This window comes from Amorphus sp. 3PC139-8 (assembly GCF_040750475.1).
In the GTDB taxonomy this organism is placed as follows: Bacteria; Pseudomonadota; Alphaproteobacteria; order Rhizobiales; family Amorphaceae; genus Amorphus.
On sequence record NZ_JABJVY010000018.1, the window covers coordinates 101458 to 120350 of the forward strand.

Below are 18893 nucleotides of genomic sequence, written 5' to 3' on the forward strand. Positions count from 1 at the left end.
CCCCCAGGCTCATCGGTGACCAAAGCACTTCGACGTCAGCCGATCTCGCGGATCATATCGATCCGGTCCATGCCCCCGACGGTGTCGGCCATGGTCGCCCAGACCGGCTTCGCGCCCGCAATCCAGGCCTCCATCTCGGTCGGCTGGATCACCTCGGCCCCGGCTTCGGCGGCCTGGGCCATCGCGGTGTCCTCGTCGGCACGTACCAGCTCGTTGAAATAGCCAGCCCCTTCCACAGCCGCCTCGCTCAGGACCTGCTTCTGCTCGTCGGAGAGCGTGGCCCAGAACGGCTGCGCAAAGTAGACCACGCCGGCTGCGCGAATGTGCGCAGTCTCCGTCATGTACGGCACGACCTCGTAGAGCTTGAACGACACGTAAGCGCTCTTGGTCAGGTCCATGCAGTCGACCACGCCGGTCTGCAGCGCGTTGTAAGCCTCCACGATCGGGATCCCGGTCGGATTGGCGCCGTAGCTGGACCACAGCTCCATGTGCAGCGGGCTCTGGATCACCCGCATGTTCAGCCCCTTCAGCGGGCCGGGCGCGGAGATCGGCGTCTTGGTCAGAAGCTGGCGGGCGCCGTAGTCGATGAAGGCCGGCACGATGAAGCCCTGATCGGCGAGCTTCGCCTTGATGTCGTCGCCCACCTTGCCCTGGGCGGCCGCCATTAGGTGTTCGGAATCGCGAAACAGGAACGGCAAATCGAAAATCTGCGCCTCCGGCACCCAGGTCGACATCAGCGAGATGGTCGACAGGGACGCCTGCACCGAGCCCAGCTTGGCGGCCTGGGCCACTTCCTTCTCCGCCCCCAGCGCCGCGTTCGGCACGACGTTGAAGCTAAAGGCACCGGGAAGCTTCTCCTCCACGATCTCGCCGATACGGACCCAAACCTTCGATTCCGGCCGGTCCGGCCCCATCAGAGAGGCAACGGTCAGGGTCGTCGCAGCTTTGGCCCGGCCGATGAGAGCCGGCGCCGCGAGGAGACCGACAGCGGCGACGCCACCGGCTTTCAAGACGGTGCGGCGAGTGGGGGTCTTCAATCCTGAAACCATGGGTCTCTCCGTGTTGGAGCCTTGGGAAGATCGGCACGAAACATCAGGCAAGCGACGCCCAGGCGAGGGCGAACAGCGAGATCGCGAGCAGGGCCGCCGTGAGGCCCGCAACATGCGGCAGCACCGCCCGGAACAGATGTGCCGTCGGCACCTTGGTTACACCGCCGACGACGAAGACAAGCACGCCGAACGGGGGCGTCAGGCCGCCGATCATCAGGTTCACCACCATGATGACGCCGAACTGGATCGGATCGATACCGGCGGCAGTTGCAATCGGCAAAAGCAGGGGGCCGAACAGCAAAATCGCCGCACCGATATCGAGAACCAGACCGACAATGAACAGGATCACCGCCGAGACGAGGAGAGCGGCGATCGGCCCTTGCCCGAAGAAAGCCGCGAGATCGCCGATCAGACCGGAAATGTCGTCCACGGCGAGCAGAAAAGCGAACGGGGCGGCCGAGGCGATCAGGAGCGCGATGGCCGCTGCCTCGGTGGCGGATTGGCGGAACGCGGCGACCAGACCACGGGCGCCGACACCGAACCAGAGGCTCAAGCAGAACGTATAGAGTGCGGCCATGGCCGCGGCCTCGGTGGTCGTGACGAAGCCGAGCCGGATCCCGAACACGACAATCAGGCCCAGACCGAATGCCGGGACCGCGCGCAACGCGAGCCGCCACCGCGTCCCGCCCGAAGCATGCGCGCTCACCGGAGCGTCGTGGCAGGTCAGGCGGATGACGACGAACAACGCCACCGCCATCACCAGCCCGCCCCAAAGGCCGCCGACGAGAAGCTCGCCCACCGAGAGATTGGTCGCCATGGCCAGAATCAGGAAAGCGATCGACGGCGGAATGACGTTGTCCAGTACCGAGGTCGCGGCGATGATCGCCCCCGCCTTGGCCGGCGGATAGCCATGGCGCTCCAGCTCGGGCTGGAAGGTCGCCGCCCCAAAGGCGGCAGAGGCGATCGAAGAGCCCGAAGCGCCGGAAAAGAACACGTTGGTCAAGAGCGTGGTCTGCGCCAGCCCGCCTCGCATGTGGCCGACCAGCGCGGCGGCGAACTCGATCAACCGCGTCGCCACGCCGGACCGCGCCAACAGCGTTCCCGTCAGCAGGAAGAACGGGATCGCCAGAAGCAGGAATTTCATGATCCCACTCACTGCGGAATTGAGGATCGCCGGTTCCGGCAGCGGGCTTCCGAAGGGGACGACGAGAAAGGCGGCAGCAAGAAAAGCGTGGGGAAGCGGCGCGGCGACCACCAGTCCGACGACGACGATCAGTCCCAGGATCAAGCTCTTCGGCAGGCCGGCGTCCACCCTTACCCCGGTCCCGGCGAGCCAGAAGGCGAGCGCCGCAAGGGCTGCTGCGGCGACGAGAGTCACCACCTTGCCTTCTGCGACCAGCTTGAGCCCGGTGAACAGGATCACGAGGCCACCGCCGAGCGCGAACAGTGCGAACGGGATCCATTCCGGCAACCCGAGGCCGGCATTGGTGCCGCCGACGATCTGGGTCACCACGTAGCTGCCGTGAGCGATGAGCAGCCCGGACAGCAGCGTCATCGCCTCCGCGATCACATCGGCGCCGGCTTGGGCCGCGCGCGGCAGCAGCCGGTGGAACACGTCGAGACGCATGGCGAGGGCGGAGTTGAGAGCAAGCGGCGCACCCAACCCGACGATCGCGACATTGAGCCAGATGCCGGCGTCCTCCGCGCCCAGGATGGAGCTGGAGAAGGCATAGCGCAGCACGAAACCGGAAACGACGAGCACCATCAGCGTCGCCAGCACGGCGGCCGCCAGCGTCGACAGCCATGCGCTCGCGATTTCCAGGACCCGCCCGGCGCGCCAAGCGAGCCCTTCGGGCACAACCTGATCCAAGGTCAAGCTCATCGGGTTCCTTCCGGGTCAGGGCTTCGCGCAGATCGGACCGGCCGGCAACCCCCGATCGGCCCGCTTCAGCTCGCCTTGGCGTCCAGATCGCGGTCGAACAGCGTGTTCCAGGTGAAATGTTTTTTCGCCGGCGCCGCCTCGCGGGTGACGTCGAGCTTGGGCAGCACCAGCTCTCCGAAGCGGTAGGCCTCTTCCAACAGCGGCATCCCGGACAAGATGAAGGTGTCGATGCCGACCTTTCTGTATTCGTCCAGCGTGCGGATCACGGTCTCCGGCGAGCCGACGATGGCACTGCCCGGCCCCGGACGCACGAGACCGATTCCGGCCCAAATGTTGGGCGCCACTTCGAGATCGCGCAGGTTGTCGGGCTTCACCCCGCCATGCATCTCGCTCATGCGACGCTGGCCGATGGAATCGGTGCCGCCAACGAACTTCTGGTTCCCGGCAATCGAAGCGGCGTCCATGTGGTCGTAGAGGTCGGCGGCGGCGTCCCATGCCTCCTCGTCGGTCCGTCGCACGATCACATAAAGGCGTATGCCGTAGTTGAGTTCCCGGCCATATTTCGCGGCCTGGGCACGCACTTTGTCGACCTTGATTTTCATCTGTTCCGGGGTTTCGCCCCAGCTCAGATACGTGTCGACGTGCTTGGCGGCCACGTCGATCGCCTTGTCGGAGGAGCCGCCGAACCAGAGCGGTGGCGGCGCGATGCTCTCAGACACGGGCAGCGCCAGCTTGGCGCCGACGGTGGGGAAGTACTTGCCTTCCTGGGTCACGCTCTCGCCCGCCATCAGCCGGTTGAAGATGGTCAGATATTCGTCGGCCATCTCGTAGCGTTCGTCGTGGCTCATGGTGAGCCCGTAGGCACCCATCATCTTGGCGTCGCCGGAGACGACGTTGAGCAGCGTCCGGCCACCGGAAAACTCCTGCAGGGTCGCGGCCATCTTGGCGAGCAAAGTCGGCGCGACGACACCGGGATGGACCGCGCAGAGAAATTTCATCCGCTCGGTGTAGGGCAAAAGCGCCGCCGCCAGCACCCAGACGTCATGGGCCCCCGTGGCAAACAGGGCGCCGGTGTAGCCGAGATGATCGTAGGCCTGAGCGAGCTGGCGATAGTAGCCGTAGTCGACCGTCCGCGATCCGTCCGGGGTCCACGGATAATGACCGTCCGGCGCGCACATATACCAGAGGACGTTCATGGGACTTTCCTTTGTTCTGGCGGTCAGGCCGCGCCGACGGCGGCGCGAAAGGATTCGATCTTCAGCGGCGCCTTGAAATCACCGTGGGCGTGAAGAACGTCGGCCTCTTCCTGCTGCTCGGCCACCAGGGACGCGCTTGCGGGAACGACGGTCCAATCGCGCCCCGTGATGACACCTTTCCAGGCGGCGCGGGCCTCCGCATTCGCCTCTTTGCCGGCAAGCAGCGCGACGGCGCGCTCCGGATCCGCCGAAACCGCACGGCCCAGATCGATCAGGCCGGCCACGAAGCCCTCGAGCTCTTCGGACGTGGCGTCCGCTCCGCGGAGCGTCCAGAACACGGAGCGGTTGGGAATGGTGGAACCGCAAAGCGACAGAAGGCGGGTTTCGCCGCTGGCGATGGTCTGATCGATCATCGGCGCCATCGCGATCCAGACGTCGACGTCGCCCTTGGACAGCGCGGTCCGGGAGTCCTGCGGGCTCATTTCGCAGCGCTCGACATCGGCCAGTCCGAGCCCCGCCTGTTCCAGCGAGCGGGCAAGCAGATAGGTATGGAACGAGCCGTCGATCAACGCCACGCGCTTGTCCTTAAGCTCCGACAACTTGGTCAAGGAGCTGTCGGCCGCAACCAACAGCGCACCGTTGGCCGGACGCGGAGCGGACGCGGCGAGATAAATGACCGGAAGGCCTTCCGACTGGGAGATCAGCGGCGGAGTGGAACCGGTTCCTCCCACCGCGAAGCGCCGCTGATCGATCAGCCTGCCCGTATCGCGGCCCTCCGGATAGGCGACGAACTCCACCTCCATGCCACCGAACGCGCCGGGCCAAAGTTGAGCCAGCCGCAGGTGCAGATTCATAGGGTGAACGCCGATCTTCAGCATCGCTCGACTCCGCTGCGCCACGGGCTGCTAACCCGCAACTATTCAATATATATTTTTATAAACTATGGGCGCATCGAAGCCGTTGTCAAACGCTACCTGACAATTTCTCAGCCATTAAAAAATCTGCCTAAAAATGCATCTTTGGCTGCAAATCGAGACCGCATAGCGCTTCTTGCGTAGGCGCGATTTGCGTTTTTTATAAATTAATGGCAGCTATTCGAGATGCCGTTTCAACGCGCGAAAGCGGACGGCGCGGAGAGGAGAGGCCGGTGAGCAAGCGGAAACCGGAGAAGGTCTGTCACAGCGTCGTGGAGGCCAGCGAGCTGATCAAGCACCTGGCCAACCCCAACCGGCTCGCCTTGATCTGCTACCTGATGGAAGCGCCGCGCACGGTGACCGAGCTGGAGGAGGACCTCGGCATCCCCCAGCCGACTCTTTCGCAGCAGCTCACCCAGCTTCGCGAAGCCGGCATGATCGCCCGGCAGCGCCAGGCCCGCTCAGCCACCTATTGGATCAACGACGCCCGGGTTCTTCCCCTGGTCCAGGCACTGCGGCTGGTCTTCGCGGAACTCAAGGACATCCGCATGCAGGAGCGCGGCCCCATGGACGGCATGGTACCGGGCCTGCCGGATATGTTCGACTAGAGCCGTTCCGCTTTTCTCGGACTCGCGAAACGAGTCTAAGTTATTGTTTCGACGGGTTTCCGGACGGCCAAACCGGCTTCCACTTGGGCTGGAAAACGCCTTGGAGCCCTTTCCGCTCGGACGGAAACATCCGAGCGGAAAGAGAGGGGCGCATATTCAATAGGTTGAGTATGTCCCGTTCGAATTGAAGCAATCCGAACGATGGCTCCTCAAGGGACGGAAATCACCAGCTTTCCGGTCACATGCTCTTCGGCGCTGAGCGCCTGCGCCTCGGCGGTTTGCGCCAGCGGGAACGTCTTTTCGACCTGCAGACGCAAGGCGCCCTCGGAATAGAGCCGTGCGGCCTCCGCTAGCGCGCGTTCCGGATGCTCCTGCTGCGTCGGCGAGAACAGCGCACCGTGTTCGGGGGCGGAAAAATCGACGAGAGACAGAACCCGCGCCGGATTGCCGACAATGTCGATCAACTCCGAAACGAGGCCGGACCCGATCAGGTCGAGGGCCGCATCAACGCCCTGTGGAGCAAGCGCCTTCACGCGGTCCGCCAGCCCCGAGCCGTAGGTGGTCGGGATCGCGCCGAGTTCGCGGAGATAGTCGTGTTTCGGCTCGCTCGCCGTGCCGATGACCGTGGCGCCGCGACTGCGCGCGAACTGTATCGCGGTTGAGCCAACCCCGCCGGCGGCACCGGTGACCAGAACTGTCTCGCCCGATTTCACACCAAGCAGATCGAGACTGCGCGTCGCCGTCTCCACGACGACCGGAAGCCCGCCAGCCATCTCGAACGGCATGTCGTCCGGCTTATGAGCCCAACTCGTCAGAACGGCATATTCCGCCGTCGTCCTGGCACCGAGCCCGAAGATGGCCTCCCCGATCGAGACGCCGGAGACGCCCTCCCCGATTTCGTCCACCACTCCGGCCGCCTCGAAACCCACGACATAAGGAAAGTCGAGCGGCATGATCTCGCGGAAAAACCCATCCCGTCGCTTCCAATCCGCAGGATTGACGCCGGCCGCCCGAACCGCGATCCGAACCTGCCCGGGACCGGCATGCGGCTCGTCAACCTCCTCGACCTTGAGGACCTCCGGGCCGCCATACTCGCTGAATTGGACTGCTTTCACGTTGGTTTCCTTTTCAATCTGTTCCGCAGGTCGCGGGAGGACAGAACAACGGCTCGGTGAAGGCGAAATATGCGGACGTTCGTCGATCGCTGGCGGGCGGCTTGACCTACCCCAAGACTAAACCGCATTCATTTCGAATAGACGTTCAGCTTCTGTAGGGTCTTCAGCATCTCTTTCTTGTCTTGACTGATATAATCCTGGTCCGTCGCCGCGGGGTCGGCAGCAATCGCGACAGTCACCAGCCCGACTTCATCATTGGAGACCCACTCGGGATCGATCTTACGGCGCGCCCGGGTGATGACCGGCCCCAACACCTGCGCCGCGACGCGGTGCTGATCGCCAGCCTCGACGGAAAGAACGTGGCGCATCATCAAAAGTGCGGCTTGCTGCATGTTGATGATGGAGGCGCCGGGCACGGGCGCCACCGCGCTGCCACCGAGAATGAGCTGATAGCTGCCTGTTTGCGGCAGACGCGGGATCCAGGCGCGAGCCGTTGCGGCATGGGCGGTGGTCATATCGACGAAATAGCGCTGCCACTCCTCCTTGGAGATTTCCCAGAGAGGTTTGCCTTGCCACCAACCGCCGATCGAGGCGACGACATCCGTGACCGGTCCATAGTCGGCCGTTATCCGTTCCGCAGTCGCTTGAGCCTCGTCGAAACCGGTATAGTCGCCGATCACGAAATTCAGCGTCTCGGTCGCGCCAAGATCGGACAGAACCTCGCGGAACCGCTCGACCTTGCCTTCGGTCCGCGAGGGCACGACCACCTGCGCTCCGGTCTTCAGCCAGGCGCGGACAACCCCTTCGCCCACATCCCCTGTGCCGCCGGCAATGACCACCCGGCGATCGCTGAGATCAGGATAGGTTGCTTTCTGAAGGTCGATAATCTCGGTCACGTCACATACTCCAAACACGAATGGCGTGGCAGAGCCCACGCGACTGCACCTTTGAGACAGGTCGCGTCACAGGCCTTCGCTGCGCACATATTCGGCGACGGTCGTGGGTTTGATGTGCGGATACCGGCCGTTGGCGATCGACTGGAGCTTGGCCTTTCCCGACAGCATCGCGCGCCAGTACATCAGCGGCAACCAGGCGAACATATTGTCCGGCTCGGCCTGCCGGCGCCGTTCAAGCTCGTCGTCGAGATCGGCCAGGCTTCCCAGCCTGCTCACAGTCACGGATTTGCCCGACCCATCCTCATAGGCCTTCACGAGCCCATGAAAGTCGAGACTTTCGCCGGCAACCTCGAACACGCCCGGCACCGAAGCCTCGTCGACGGCCACTTCCGCCGTGAAGCGGGCGGCGTCGGCGTAGGTCGTGAAATCCATCGCCGCGTTGCCGTCGCCCCACAGGAACGCACGCCCCTCGCCGAGATCGAACGCGCCGAGAAAGCCGAAAAGCACCTTGCGATCGAGGAAGGCGCCGATCTGAATCTGGACGACTTCGACGTCGCCGCACGTCTCATCGGCCGCGCGCGCAAAGGCCCGGCGGTCATCGGAATTGATGTTGTCGCCCTCGTCCAGGCCGAAGATGTTGTAGGAGAAGTTTGACGGGATGAACCGCCGCACCCCGGCCCTACATGCCGCCGCGAGCAGGCGAAGCTGCGCATCGACGATGATATCGGGACCACCCTGGATCGCGGAGATCACGCAAAAGGCGCCGCTCACCGCCTCATCCAAAAGCCTCTCTTGATCCGGACGCGCCAAGTCGACTTCGACGATCTCCACACCCTGCTCGCGCAGTGTCGCGACCTTCGCCATGCTTTCGGGACGGACAAGCACGCGCAGTCGCACGCCCGGCTTCTCCAGGAGGAGCCCCGCGATCAGGGAGCCCAGGTCACCCGTCGCACCCGCTAGCACAACGACCTTGCTTGCTTCGCTCATGTTCGTCCTCATATCCTCAACGGTTCGCAAGCTCGCGGGAGGCGGCAGAGACACCCGAATCCCGGCCAACGCGGCAACCATCCCCGATCGGGCGGTCGGTACCGTGAAGACGGAGTCCTTGGCGCCCGCGTTCCACTCCAGAACTTGGTTACCTTTCGTAACTCCCTATATCTATGAGGCTCTCGCCGAGCCCCGCAAGACGGCACACAACTGATACCGAGGTCACATGGAAGGAACCGAGCCCGCCATCCGCCACACAGCCGACTGCATGAAAGTCTCCCGCGTGCTGTCGCGCATCGCCGGGAAATGGAGCGTCCTCGTCATTATGCTGCTGCGTGCGCAGCCGCTCCGCTTCAGCGATCTGAAATACGGCATCGAGGGCATTTCGCAGCGGATGCTGACGCTCACGCTGCGCAATCTGGAGCGCGACGGGCTCGTCACCCGAACGGTCACGCCGTCCATTCCACCCAGGGTGGATTACGAACTGACCGACTTGGGGCATTCCCTCGCCGAACCGATCCAGGCAGTCGGCGCGTGGGCGTTCCACAATCTCGCTGAGATCGAAGCCGCCCAGACCCGTTATGACGCAAAGGCTCCGACACCCTGACGTGGGCTTTCGCAACCGGTCGGGATCGGGCCGGGCCGGGATACGTCAAGGGGCAGAGCGCCGAGCGAAAGCCGGAGGTCCGTTTTCGCCCGGCGCTCTGTCAGATTATTCTGCGGCGGCGCGGTAGGTTTTGAACCGCGGCATAACCTCGTTCACAAATAGATCCAGCGAGCGCTTGGAGTCCTCATAGCTCAGCCCGCCATAGGCGAAGCGTCCGACGACATAGTTCAGCCCGCCGCCCTCTTCGATCTGGCGCTCGATCTCGGCCGCGACGGTTTCCAGCGTGCCGAAAATCAGATTTCCGGTTGCCGTGTAGCGTGAATCGTCGCCGCATCCGGGCTTCCGGACGTAATCCACATCGGCGGATGCGGCTTCTGGTAAGGCTCCACCTGCATCTCGATCTTGAAGAGCCGGTAGTAGTGGCCCTTGCCGTCGACGAGGGGCTGCATGAGGACTTCGTTCACCTCCTTCAGCATCTCATGGGACTCGAACGGGTTGATCCCCCAAAGAGCCACCTCGTAGGGCACGATTCCGCGCCCGACCGCGAACTCGAAGCGGCCATGGCTCAAATGGTCGACCTCCTGAAAAGTAGGCGCGCATCGCCGGCACGAGCACGGCTCGGACCGTCTCCCGAAGCCGTCGCCCCCAATGCCAGCACTCGAATGAGGTATCGAAGGATACTTGAACGAGCATTGAGCCGGCTCCCCGCACAGACATATTCGACAATAAAATGAGACTTAGAATCTGGAGGAAACCGATGCGAAATATCACGATCGACAACATCACCGACGCCGTCATCAAGGCGATGTCGGACGACATTCCCGCGCGGAACCGCGAAATCATGGAGGCCCTGATCCGGCACCTGCACGATTTCTGCAAGGAAGTGCACCTGACCTACGACGAGTGGATGGAAGCGGTGGAGTTCCTGCGCCGGGCGGGAGACATCTCCAGTGACGCGCGCAACGAATTCATCCTTCTGTCCGACATCGTCGGCATGGAAGTGCTCGTCGATATGATCGACAAGCAGCCCACCCATGGGGAAACGGTGCCAACGGTTCTGGGCCCGTTCTATCGCGACAACCCCCCGGTGCTCCCGAAGGGTGCGAGCATCATCCAGAAGGACTCCGAAGGTCAGGAAACGCTCAAGGTGTCCGGTCAAATCCGCGACACGGACGGCAATCTGGTGCCCGGCGTGATGATCGACGTTTGGGAGGATGCTCCGAACGGCCTCTACGAGCAGCAGGACCCCGACCAGCCGGACTACAATCTGCGCGGCCGGTTCGAGACCGACAGCGACGGACGCTACGAGTTCGTCTGCATCCGGCCGATGCCCTACCCGATCCCGTATGACGGCGCCGCGGGCGAGCTTCTCAACTATATGGGCCACCATCCGTGGCGCCCCGGCCATCTTCACTTCCTGATCCAGAAGGATGGCTACAAGACGCTGATCTCGCAGATCTATGACTCCGAAACGCAATATCTCGACAACGACTCCGTCTTCGCGGTGAAGAAAGACCTGATCGCCCAGCTCAAAAAGGCGCCGGAAGGCTCTGGCACCGACCTGGAGATGGAGTTCGACTTTGTGATCCGGTCCAACACATTGCTGCAAGCGGCGGAATAGACTGCATTTCCAAAGCCCGGCCCGTTCTGGGCCGGGCCCTTTTCAAATGTTTGACTGGATACTCGCGATGAATGCCACCGACGCGACCGCAGCGGCTCGGACCATGACGCCTGCCACATTCGATCAGGATCTCCAGATCCGCGACATCCAGTCCGTCATTTTGGATGTGCCGACGCGCCGTCGTCACAAGCTCGCCAATACCGAGATCTCGCACCAGAATTACGTGCTGGTTTCGCTTCGGTTGGAAAATGGGGTTATCGGCTACGGCGAAGCTTCGACGCTTGGCGGGCCGCGCTGGGCGGAGGAAAGCGTCGAGTCGATCAGGTCCGTGATCGAGACCTATCTCGCGCCGGCGCTGGTCGGACGGTCCGCCCTTGCCTTCGAGGCCAACGCCAAGGCGATGAGTGCGGCCGCACAACGCAACTTCGCCGCCAAGGCCGCGCTCGAAGCCGCCATGCTGGATGCGGCCGGAAAAACGTTGGACCTGCCGGCCACGGCGCTTCTCGGCGGAGAGGTGCGCACTCGTTTTCCGGTAATCTGGGCCCTGGCATCCGGGGATGCGGCGCAAGAAATCGAGGAAGCCCAGGCGAAAATCGCCGCCGGCGAATTCAACCGGTTCAAGATCAAGATCGGGTTCGACGAGCCGGCCCGCGACGTCGCTCGGCTGCAGGCTGTGCGCGCCGGGATCGGCGACGCGACGCTGGTCGTGGACATCAATCAAGGCTGGTCCGAAGCTACCTGTTTGCGCTGGCTGCCTGCTCTGGAAGAGCTAGGCGTCGATCTGGTCGAGCAGCCGCTTCCCGCCGGACAATTGGAGGCGATGAGCCGCATTGCTCGCCGCACGCGCCTGCCGCTGATGCTGGACGAGGCAGTGTTCACCCCGGAAGAGGCCTTGCGCGGCGTGACCGCTGCGGCTGGATCCGTTCTGTCGCTGAAGCTCGTCAAGGCCGGCGGGCCGTTTGCCACGCGGCGGATTGCCGGCATCGCTTCGGCCGGAGGCCTGGAGCTCTACGGCGGCTGCCTGCTGGAAAGCAGCATCGGCGCCGCCGCGCACCTTGCCTGTTTCGCAACGCTCCCGACGCTGGAATGGGGCACGGAGCATTTCGGCCCCAAAATCCTCGTCGACGATGTCGCGCTCGAAAGCCTGACCTTCCGTGACTACGAAGTCCATCTGCCCGACGGGCCTGGTCTCGGCGTCGAACCTGACCCGGAACGCGTTCGGGCATTCTCCAGGAAGAACTGAGGGTCATGGCCGTGACCGACATGAGAAGCCAGCTGCAGCGCATGCAGGCGGCATGCGCCGACAAACCGCATCTCAGACGCCTCGGCGCGCTGTTCTCCGACACGGTGCTGCTGGAGATCGGAGACCAGGCTTTTTACCTGCATTTCCACCGCGGCGTGCTGGAGCGCATCGAGGAGGGCCCGAGCCGCAAGATACCGTGGCAATTTGCGTTGCGGACCGACGCGCAAGCGCTTGAGGAGTTTTGGAAGCCGCTGCCTAAACCCGGCTTTCATGACATTTTCGGGCTGGTGAAGATCGGCCGCGCCCGCATCGACGGCGACATCCTGCGGCTCGTCCGCAATCTCCGTTTCTTCAAGGAATTCATGGCACTCGGGCGGAGCGAAAGCGAACGATGACGGCGCGTATCGAGGCGATCACCGGGCGCTATCTCAACGTTTCGATCGAAGGCGTCGCACAGCGGATCTATTTCGAGGAAGCTGGCGAGGGCACGCCCGTGCTTTGCCTGCACACTGCCGGTGCCGACAATCGCCAATGGCGCTTTATCCTCAATGACGACACGTTCGTTCAAAATCACCGCTTCATCGCCTTCGACATGCCCTGGCACGGCAAATCCCTGCCGCCGGCAGGCTTCGAGACGGCGGAATACCTGCTGACCACCGAAACCTACATGCGGACCGTACTGGCCGTCTGCGACGCGCTGGAGCTTGAAAAACCGATCCTTGCCGGCTGTTCGATGGGCGGGCGCATCGCGCTGCAACTGGCGCTACACCATCGCGACCGCTTTTCCGGCTTCATCGCCATTGAAGCGTCCGATTTTCAACCGGCCTGGTACGACATCGACTGGTTCCATCGGCCGGACGCCCACGGCGGCGAAATGGGCGCAGCCCTGGTCTCCGCCAACATCGCGCCCCATGCGCCAAAAACGGAATGCTGGAACACCCAGTGGATGTTCATGCAGTCCGGCCCAGGCGTCTTTCGCGGCGACCTGAGTTTTTACACGAAGGACGATTCCCTGGTCGGCCGGCTCGGTGAAATCGATACGAAGAAAACGCCGATCCACATCCTGTGCGGCGAGTATGACCTGACCTGCACGCCGGAAGACGCCAAACGCACCGCCGATGCGATTCCCGGCGCCACGCTTGTGGTGATGGAAGAACTTGGGCATTTTCCAATGAGCGAACACCCTATGGCCTTCCGCCCCTATTTTGCCGATGCCTTGGCCAGAATGGAGAAGGCCTGATGCCCGGATCATATGGAATTCAAGCGGCTTAAATATTTCGTCGCGGTCGCGGAAGAACGGCATTTCGGCCGCGCCGCGGCCCGCCTCGACATGGCGCAACCGCCGCTGTCCCGGCAGATTTCGCAGCTCGAGAAAGATCTCGGCGTGCTGCTGTTCGATCGCAGCCGCAGCCAGATCGAGTTGACCCAGGCCGGCGAGGCGCTGTTTGAGCGCGCCCGCGAAATCCTCGACCGGCTGGATGCCGCCTATCGCGAGGTCCGCGTCATAGGGACCGGCGGGGCCGGTTGGCTGCGCATCGCCTTCGTCGGATCGGCCACGCACGGCCCCCTGCCCAACCTGATCAAATCCTACCGCTCGCACTATCCGGAAGTGGATCTGTCCCTGTCGGCGATGAACAACGCCGAGCAGAAGCGTGCGTTGATCCAACGCGAGATCGATATCGCCGTCGCCCGGCCGTCACTCGACGACGAAGGCTTTCGCGGCGTGTTGCTTCACCATGAGCCGCTGATCCTGGCGATTCCGGACAACTCGCCGCTCAACAACGACAAGCCGCTTCGGCTCAAAGAGCTGAGAAACGAGACGTTCGTGCTCTACCCAAACCGACCGCGGCCAAGCTTCGCCGACCATATTCTCGAAACCTGCCGCGGCGAGGGCTTCGAGCCGGCGGACATCGTCCCCGCGCAGGACTATCAGACGGCCATCAGCCTCGTGTCCGTTGGGGTCGGCCTGTCGTTGGTGCCCGCGTCCGTTTCCAGCACCCAGCGCGCAGGCGTCCGCTACCGCACCTACACCGGCAACAATCCCGGCACGTCGCTGACCGTTCACGCGCGGCTCGACAGCCGCTCGCCGCATGTCATGAACTTCTTCGAGATCGTTAAGCGGTATTCTCGCAAGAGCCAGCTCTGTCGCTAACCCTGCTTGGGAATGTTACCGTCACCCCGCGTCTGCGGCAGCTCCTCCAAGATAGGTCGCGATCACCCGCTCATCCTGAGCCAGGTCGGCAGCCTTCCCCTCCAGCCGAACCTTCCCCTGTTCGAGAACGTAGGCGTAGTCGGCGATTTTCAGGGCCATCCGCGCATTCTGTTCGACAAGCAGAATCGAGTGTCCGACGTCGCGCAAGCGCTCGATGATGGCAAACATGTCCTTGATGATGAGCGGGGAAAGGCCGAGGGACGGCTCGTCCAGAAGCAGGACGTCCGGCTGCCCCATAAGGGCCCGACCAAGCGCAAGCATCTGTCGCTCGCCACCCGACAGCGTGCTGGCCCGCTGGTGGCGGCGTTCCTGGAGGCGCGGGAACATCTGATAGACCTTCTCACGCTCCGAGCGGGCCTCGGTGCGGCCTTGCCGCTGGCGGACAAAACCGCCCACCAGCAGATTGTCAGCCACGCTCATGCTGCCGAACAGCTCCCGTTGCTCCGGAACGAGACAGATGCCGCGCCGGAACCGCTCCTCGATCGAAAGCCCGCTCAAGTCTTCCCCGCCCAGATCGACGGTCCCGCCATAAGGCAAGGAGCCCGCAACCGCCGACAGCAACGTGGTCTTCCCCGCCCCATTGGGACCGAGAACCGCCACGATCGCCCCTATGGGCAAAGTCATCTCGACGCCGGAGACGGCCTTCACCGCACCGTAGCTGACATCGAGCCCGCGGATAGAGAGCGCCTGATCGCCGCTCATTCCGCCGGCCCCAGATAGGCTTCGATCACCCGCGCATCGGCGCGCACGGCATCGGGCGTTCCTTCGGCGATTTTCGACCCGAACTCCAAGACGATAAGCCGATCGGTCAGGTTCATGATGAAATTCATGTCGTGTTCCACGATGAGAATGCCCATGCCTTCCGCCTTGAGCTGACGCAGCAGAGCGCCCAGTGCCTCCCGCTCCTGATGGCGCAAGCCGGCTGCGGGCTCGTCGAGGAGCAAGGCAATCGGATCGGATGCCAGGGCGCGGGCGATTTCGACCAGCCGCTGTTGACCGAGAGCGAGAACCGACGCCTTTTCTCCGCTGAGCTTGCCGAGCCCCACGCGATCGAGCTGACGCTGGGCTTCCGCCATCATCCGGGCCTCTTCGTGCCGATCGAGGCCGAAGACACTCGAAACGATACCTGCGCGGCCGCGCCGATACGCCCCCAGCGCCACGTTTTCGAGAACCGTCAGATCCGGCTGCAAATGGACGTGCTGGAACGTTCGGGACACGCCCTTGGCGGCAATGATCCGCGCCGGCTTGCCCTGTACGGCCTCGCCCCTGATCTCGATGCGGCCGGAGGTGGGATGCGCAACCCCGGTGATGAGGTTGAAGAGCGTGCTCTTGCCGGCGCCATTCGGGCCGATCAGGCCGAGGATTTCGCCGGTTCTGATTGTCGCGTCGAAGGATTTGACCGCACAGAAGCCGCCGAACATCTTCGTCACGTTCTCGATTTTGATGAAGTCCTCGCCCGACGCCGCGCCCCGACGTCGATCGAGCGGCTGCGCGCTTGGATCGGCTTTCGGGACGGAGCGCGGCAACCAGCCCATCACCAACCCAGAAACGCCGCTGCGCGCCCGGTGCAGGACCACGATCATAATGATCCCGAAGATCAAGAGCTCGAAATTACCGCTGACGCCGAGGAGTTGCGGAATGCCCTCCCGCAGACCCGAGCGGATGAACTCGAACACGAACGGTCCGGCCACCGCACCCACGAGGCTCGCCGCACCGCCCAGCACCGTCATGAAGAGATAGTCGAGCGAGATCGTCACGCTGAACGAGCTCGGCGCCACCACTGTCAGGAAGTGGGCCTGTAGCCAGCCGGCGAGGCTTGCCAGAATGGCGGCGATCACGAACAGGCGCAGCTTGAGCTGATTGGTGTCGACCCCCATGCTTTCCGCCATTTCGGCGAAACGCAGGCTGCGCATCGCACGGCCCGTGCGCCCACGCAGCATATTAGCGCAGCCCAAAAGCACGACGAGCAGACAGGCCCACACGACCATCGTGAACACGCGCTGGTCGGCCAGGTCCGCGTTCAACACCGATGGGGACGGAATCTCCGAAATACCGTTGAAGCCGCCAAGAAACGGCAGCGAGCCGAAAAGATAAAATAGACTCAGACCCCAGGCCAGAGTCGCCAGCACCAGATAGTGGCCCGAAAGCCGAATGGTGATGGCGCCGATCACCCAACCAACGGCACCGGCCACAAGCAGGCTGACGGGTAGCGTTACGAATGGCGAGAAGCCCATTCGGGCGGTCAGATAGGCCGTGGTGTAGGCGCCGAGCCCCGCGAAGGCCGCCTGACCGAACGAGGTGATGCCCGCGACCCCGGCAAGCAACACCAATCCGGTGCACACGATCGCGTTCAGACCGACATGGCCCAGCGTGCTGACCCAGCCAAATGGCAACACGAGCGGAAGGGCGATGACCGCGACCACCGCCGGAAATGCGAAATAGAGCCTGCCGGACATCAGTGCACATCCTCATCGTGATGGGCGCCGAGCATGCTGGCTCGCCACAGCAAGATTGGAATAAGCAGGCCGAATACGATTACGTCTCGATACGTCGACGTATAGAAGGCGGAGAAGGCTTCGACGAAGCCCACGCCAAGCGCACCGATCGCGGCCAGCGGAAAGCTCGCCATTCCGCCCAGAACGACGCCGATGAAGCCTTTCAGGCTGATGATAAAACCGGAGTCGTAGTAAAGCGTCGTCGTCGGAGCGATCAAAATGCCCGATATCGTGCACATGAGCCCGCTGATCACGAACGCCACGACCCCACCACGCATGGGCGAAATGCCGACCAGTTGCGCCCCGCGCCGGTTGACGGCGGTCGCCGTCAGCACCTTCCCGAGAATCGAGCGCGAGAAGAACAGCCAAAGGCTCAAGATGACGACAATCGTCAGGAAGACGATGAACAGCACCTGGTAGGAAATGGACACCGAAAAGGCGCTCAGCCGGCCGGGGAAATAAGGTGGAATCCGATATCCGTCCGGACCGAACAGAAGAAGCGTCGTGCCGATAAAAGCATAGTGGATGGCAACCGCCACGAACAGGAGCATGAGCGGGCTTGCGGAATACGTCGGCTGGAACGCCAGGCGATAGAGCGCGTAGGCGATCGGCAGCATCAGAGCCAACGTAATCAGCACGTTGACGATCAGCGGCGGATTGAGCGGCACAAGGAAGATGGCCGCCAACACGGCGACGGCTGAAACCGCCGCAGCGAGGATGTGCTCGCCCCAGCGGGTGTCTTCCTTGCCGTGGAGGAGATGCTTGGCCGCGTTCGCGATCAACACGGCCAGCGCAAGAAGACCGGTAATCCAGACTGTGCCCGGCACGTCGCCCCTGGTCGCGGTCGCCAACGTGAACGAAGACAGGATGACGAGATCGCCTGCAGCGACCCACAACACCCGTGTGACGAGGAAAACCAAGAGGATAGAAACGGCGAGCAGACTGTAAACGAGTCCGTTCGCCAGACCATCCTGCGCGAGGATGGTGAACACGATAAGCGGCATAGCCCGGCTACCTTGAGTGAAGTGGGCCGGCGTGAGCCGGCCTCTCCAAAGGTTTCAATATGCTGCGGAAAGATCTTCTTTATCGAAGGCTGAATGCGCCATCGCGGACTTCGACCAGCACGCGGGCGCGCTCGTCGACGCCGTAGTGGTCGTCCTCGCCGTACTCATAGACGGCGCTGACGCCAGCCACTTCCCCACCCGCTTCGAGGGCGTCGCGCAGTGCCGCCCGGAATTCCGGCGTGCCCGGCTTCGCGGTCTCGCTGGCGGTCGCAACCGCGCTGTCGAGAAGCAGCACCGCATCCCACGCGTAACCGGCAAAAGGCTGCACGGTTTCGTCGCCCCACTCGGCCTGGAACGCCTTGATGAAGTTCAGGGCCGGCGCTTTGCTCGGATGATCGTCGGGCAGCTCGTCGGCGACCACCATCGGGCTCGTGGGCATGACAGCCCCTTCGACCACACTGCCACCGGTCTGGATGAATGTCTCCGCCACGGCACCGTGTGAGTGATAGATCGGGCCCTGGAAGCCCATGTCCCTCAGCGCGCGATGGGGCAGTACCGAGGCCGTCCCCGCGCCGCCGACATAGACCGCGTCCGCACCGGAGGAGACGATGTTGATGGCTTGGGCGGTGGCCGATGCGTCGGTGCGCGAGTAGCGTTCGCTTGCCACGATATCGAGGCCATGCGCTTTGGCCTGGGCCGTGAGCGCGTCGAGGTTCTGATCGCCCCAGCCATCGGCGAAGCCGATATAGGCAATCTTGTCGAATCCCTGATCGACCATATCGGTGACGACACCGCCCACCATGATGTCGAGCGGCTGGGCGATGTTGAACACCCACTTTTGCGCGGACTCCGGAATGGTGATCGGCGCGAGCGGAAGCTGAACCGTTTGGGACTCCGCCGCGATCGAGAAGATCGGAGCCGTCGTCAGCACGGAACTGGAGCCGACGATGGCGTCGACGTGGTCTTCGTTGACGAACTGCCGCGCGTTGGCCTGCCCCCTGAAAAGTGGTCCTCCCTGAAGTAGGCTTTCGAGCCAGATGGAGGATGCAGGAATGCCCCAGAAG

General features: G+C 63.3%; 20 protein-coding genes. 7 read left to right on the top strand and 13 right to left on the bottom strand.

All coding sequences use genetic code 11. The features are described 5' to 3' along the window. Positions 1-35 precede the first annotated feature (35 nt). The 4 genes from HNS03_RS16780 to HNS03_RS16795 all read right to left on the bottom strand — a co-directional run bounded on the left by HNS03_RS16780 (position 36) and on the right by HNS03_RS16795 (position 5002). Positions 36-1049, bottom strand: a complete 1014-nt coding sequence (locus tag HNS03_RS16780; RefSeq protein ID WP_367196902.1) for a TRAP transporter substrate-binding protein — start codon at positions 1047-1049, stop codon at positions 36-38. Positions 1050-1092: 43 nt separating this feature from the next. Next, a complete protein-coding gene (locus HNS03_RS16785) occupies positions 1093-2931 on the bottom strand; it encodes a TRAP transporter large permease subunit (RefSeq protein ID WP_367196904.1) in 1839 nt (612 codons plus the stop codon). 65 nt (positions 2932-2996) lie between these two features. Continuing rightward, positions 2997-4127, bottom strand: coding sequence for an LLM class flavin-dependent oxidoreductase (locus HNS03_RS16790; protein ID WP_367196906.1), 1131 nt, complete (start codon positions 4125-4127; stop codon positions 2997-2999). A 23-nt stretch (positions 4128-4150) separates the two neighbouring features. Further along, the gene (locus HNS03_RS16795; RefSeq protein ID WP_367196944.1) at positions 4151-5002 is read right to left on the bottom strand and encodes an ABC transporter substrate-binding protein; all 852 of its coding nucleotides are present in this window, start codon (positions 5000-5002) and stop codon (positions 4151-4153) included. A 272-nt stretch (positions 5003-5274) separates the two neighbouring features. Here HNS03_RS16795 and HNS03_RS16800 point away from each other — a divergent pair, with 272 nt between their 5' ends. Beyond that, positions 5275-5649 (top strand): ArsR/SmtB family transcription factor, encoded by a 375-nt coding sequence (locus tag HNS03_RS16800; protein ID WP_367196907.1) that lies wholly within the window; start codon positions 5275-5277, stop codon positions 5647-5649. A 209-nt stretch (positions 5650-5858) separates the two neighbouring features. Here the strand turns inward: HNS03_RS16800 and HNS03_RS16805 are convergent, their stop codons facing one another. The 3 genes from HNS03_RS16805 to HNS03_RS16815 all read right to left on the bottom strand — a co-directional run bounded on the left by HNS03_RS16805 (position 5859) and on the right by HNS03_RS16815 (position 8647). Beyond that, positions 5859-6764 carry an NADP-dependent oxidoreductase gene (locus HNS03_RS16805; protein ID WP_367196909.1) on the bottom strand — a complete coding sequence of 302 codons (906 nt, stop codon included), beginning with the start codon at positions 6762-6764 and terminating at the stop codon, positions 5859-5861. A gap of 128 nt (positions 6765-6892) precedes the next feature. Beyond that, a complete protein-coding gene (locus HNS03_RS16810; RefSeq protein ID WP_367196910.1) occupies positions 6893-7660 on the bottom strand; it encodes an SDR family oxidoreductase in 768 nt (255 codons plus the stop codon). A gap of 66 nt (positions 7661-7726) precedes the next feature. Further along, entirely contained in the window at positions 7727-8647 is a 921-nt protein-coding gene (locus tag HNS03_RS16815) for an NmrA family NAD(P)-binding protein (protein ID WP_367196912.1), read from the bottom strand. A gap of 226 nt (positions 8648-8873) precedes the next feature. On the opposite strand from HNS03_RS16815, the gene HNS03_RS16820 reads away from it, so the two are divergent. After that, complete coding sequence (locus tag HNS03_RS16820; protein WP_367196913.1) at positions 8874-9254, top strand: winged helix-turn-helix transcriptional regulator; 381 nt, start codon at positions 8874-8876, stop codon at positions 9252-9254. 105 nt (positions 9255-9359) lie between these two features. On the opposite strand, the gene HNS03_RS16825 is transcribed toward HNS03_RS16820, so the two are convergent. Both HNS03_RS16825 and HNS03_RS16830 read right to left on the bottom strand, forming a co-directional pair. Continuing rightward, positions 9360-9611, bottom strand: coding sequence for a hypothetical protein (locus HNS03_RS16825; RefSeq protein ID WP_367196914.1), 252 nt, complete (start codon positions 9609-9611; stop codon positions 9360-9362). Continuing rightward, a complete protein-coding gene (locus HNS03_RS16830; protein WP_367196916.1) occupies positions 9548-9823 on the bottom strand; it encodes an LLM class flavin-dependent oxidoreductase in 276 nt (91 codons plus the stop codon). The genes HNS03_RS16825 and HNS03_RS16830 overlap by 64 nt, the downstream gene beginning before the upstream one ends. Positions 9824-10011: 188 nt before the next feature. Between HNS03_RS16830 and HNS03_RS16835 the strand changes: the two genes are divergently transcribed. From HNS03_RS16835 to HNS03_RS16855, 5 genes are all read left to right on the top strand, one after another. Beyond that, entirely contained in the window at positions 10012-10875 is an 864-nt protein-coding gene (locus HNS03_RS16835; protein WP_367196917.1) for an intradiol ring-cleavage dioxygenase, read from the top strand. Positions 10876-10942: 67 nt separating this feature from the next. Next, on the top strand, positions 10943-12118 hold the full coding sequence (locus HNS03_RS16840) for a muconate/chloromuconate family cycloisomerase (RefSeq protein ID WP_367196919.1): 1176 nt from the start codon (positions 10943-10945) through the stop codon (positions 12116-12118). A gap of 5 nt (positions 12119-12123) precedes the next feature. Continuing rightward, positions 12124-12513 carry a hypothetical protein gene (locus HNS03_RS16845; RefSeq protein ID WP_367196921.1) on the top strand — a complete coding sequence of 130 codons (390 nt, stop codon included), beginning with the start codon at positions 12124-12126 and terminating at the stop codon, positions 12511-12513. After that, positions 12510-13358 (top strand): alpha/beta fold hydrolase, encoded by an 849-nt coding sequence (locus HNS03_RS16850; RefSeq protein WP_367196923.1) that lies wholly within the window; start codon positions 12510-12512, stop codon positions 13356-13358. The genes HNS03_RS16845 and HNS03_RS16850 overlap by 4 nt, the downstream gene beginning before the upstream one ends. A gap of 12 nt (positions 13359-13370) precedes the next feature. After that, on the top strand, positions 13371-14270 hold the full coding sequence (locus tag HNS03_RS16855; RefSeq protein WP_367196925.1) for a LysR substrate-binding domain-containing protein: 900 nt from the start codon (positions 13371-13373) through the stop codon (positions 14268-14270). A 21-nt stretch (positions 14271-14291) separates the two neighbouring features. Here the strand turns inward: HNS03_RS16855 and HNS03_RS16860 are convergent, their stop codons facing one another. The 4 genes from HNS03_RS16860 to HNS03_RS16875 form a co-directional block, all read right to left on the bottom strand. Then, positions 14292-15032: an ABC transporter ATP-binding protein gene (locus HNS03_RS16860; RefSeq protein ID WP_367196927.1), complete on the bottom strand. Its 741-nt coding sequence runs from the start codon at positions 15030-15032 to the stop codon at positions 14292-14294. After that, positions 15029-16786: an ATP-binding cassette domain-containing protein gene (locus tag HNS03_RS16865; protein WP_367196929.1), complete on the bottom strand. Its 1758-nt coding sequence runs from the start codon at positions 16784-16786 to the stop codon at positions 15029-15031. Before HNS03_RS16865 ends, HNS03_RS16860 begins: the two co-directional genes overlap by 4 nt. Beyond that, positions 16786-17829, bottom strand: coding sequence for a branched-chain amino acid ABC transporter permease (locus HNS03_RS16870; RefSeq protein WP_367196931.1), 1044 nt, complete (start codon positions 17827-17829; stop codon positions 16786-16788). The genes HNS03_RS16865 and HNS03_RS16870 overlap by 1 nt, the downstream gene beginning before the upstream one ends. 79 nt (positions 17830-17908) lie before the next feature. After that, a partial coding sequence (locus HNS03_RS16875; RefSeq protein WP_367196932.1) for an ABC transporter substrate-binding protein occupies positions 17909-18893 on the bottom strand: 985 nt, incomplete at its 5' end.